This is a genomic window from Sphingobium wenxiniae (assembly GCF_007830065.1).
Lineage (GTDB): Bacteria > Pseudomonadota > Alphaproteobacteria > Sphingomonadales > Sphingomonadaceae > Sphingobium > Sphingobium wenxiniae.
In genome coordinates, this window is the sequence record NZ_VLKK01000075.1 from 1 (window position 1) to 1359 (window position 1359).

The following is a 1359-nucleotide window of genomic DNA, read 5'->3' on the forward strand; positions in this document are numbered from 1 at the left end:
CGAGATTGGAGGACAAGAGCGAGCCTGGTAGATCGCCATGTTCAATCTTTGTTCTTCAACATGGCCAAAATCGCAGCTTCGGGCCGACTGGGCCAGCTATCGAGCCAGCGGGCCACTTCCTCGCCGGTCAGATGCAGCCCGGTTTCCTGATATTCGGCCCATGAGGCGAGGGCTTCGGCCTTGAAGCTCTCGCGGGCTTCCACGTGGCCCACGATCAGATTTGTCCCGTCGCCACAAGCTGGCCGAGCAGGGCGTTTACACGGGTTTGCCATCCGGGGCCGCTGTCGCGCAGATGCTCCACCGTCTTTGCATCCAAGCGGATTTTCACCTCGACCTTGGGAGCATCCAGCTTGGGCCGCCCGCGCTTGCGGCCCATCTTGGCGTCAACCCAGTCAACACCATGGACCTCACGCGCCGGACGCATACCCTGCATGAACTCCTCGGATAGCGGAGCATCTTCGCTGTGAATTTCGGGATCAAACTTGGGACGCATAGTAGAACCTCACCTCGTGTTTCTCCGCTCTGCGGAGGCTGATGGCGCGTATTGCATCGTCCGTTGAACCATCGGCATAGGCCAAAAAATAGAGGCGGTCGCCGATGAAGCCGATGGATACGAAGCGAACTTCGCCATAGTCGAACCGTGTGTCTTCACGGTCGAGCGATGTTGTAAAATCGAAGTCCGCCGCAGCCTGCAATGATACGCCGTGCTTGGCGAGATTAGCCTCGTCCTTGGCCGGATCGAACTCGACTTCCATAGCAATCTCGTACACCCATTAAATGTTAAGAGCAAGAATTTACGTGCACCCGATAATGGGCTGGCCTATTGCGCCTGCAAGGGCACCCAATCGCCCTTGCAGCGTTGGGTTTTGGCGTCCCATCGTGCGGTGCAGCCGTATAGCCGCTGTTCAATCTTGGGTTCCTTCGCCCACTGGTAGGCGAGGGCCGCGGCGAAGATCAGGCCCAGCCCGATCATGGCCGCGTAGAGCCATCCCTTCAGATGCTCCCACCCGATGGCTGCGCTGACGCGCTGAAGCTGCGTAGCGGCCCGCAGGAGTTCGTTGAGCGCGTTCTGCGTCTGCTGCCCCGCTTCGGCGCGCTGGCGGGCGTCCTGCTCGATCTGGCGGGACAGGGCGGCGACCTGCTGGGCGACCCCTTCGGCCCCGGCCTTCCGCATGGCGTCGAGCAGGATGCGATAGTCCGCGCCGGGATCGGAGGGAGGGGGCGCGTCGAACTCGGCAGGGTCGAAGGGATCAGGCATCGGCAGGGCCTCCCTTGAAGGTCCAGCCCTCGAACGCCTTGCGGTCCTGATCGCGGCTGATGCGGTTCATCAGGTCATTGAGGCGGGATTCCCATGCGGGG

4 protein-coding genes are annotated in these 1359 nt (G+C 61.5%); all 4 read right to left on the bottom strand.

Features of this window, described 5'->3' with window-relative positions; genetic code table 11:
• Positions 1 to 41: 41 nt before the first annotated feature.
• Positions 42 to 212, bottom strand: coding sequence for a transcriptional regulator (locus tag IQ35_RS20900; protein WP_092960458.1), 171 nt, complete (start codon positions 210 to 212; stop codon positions 42 to 44).
• Positions 213 to 214: 2 nt separating this feature from the next.
• Entirely contained in the window at positions 215 to 493 is a 279-nt protein-coding gene (locus IQ35_RS20905) for a BrnA antitoxin family protein (protein ID WP_029547671.1), read from the bottom strand.
• Positions 477 to 755: a BrnT family toxin gene (locus IQ35_RS20910; protein WP_010337273.1), complete on the bottom strand. Its 279-nt coding sequence runs from the start codon at positions 753 to 755 to the stop codon at positions 477 to 479. The genes IQ35_RS20905 and IQ35_RS20910 overlap by 17 nt, the downstream gene beginning before the upstream one ends.
• Positions 756 to 820: 65 nt before the next feature.
• Positions 821 to 1258 carry a hypothetical protein gene (locus IQ35_RS20915; protein ID WP_010337272.1) on the bottom strand — a complete coding sequence of 146 codons (438 nt, stop codon included), beginning with the start codon at positions 1256 to 1258 and terminating at the stop codon, positions 821 to 823.
• Positions 1259 to 1359 lie beyond the last annotated feature (101 nt).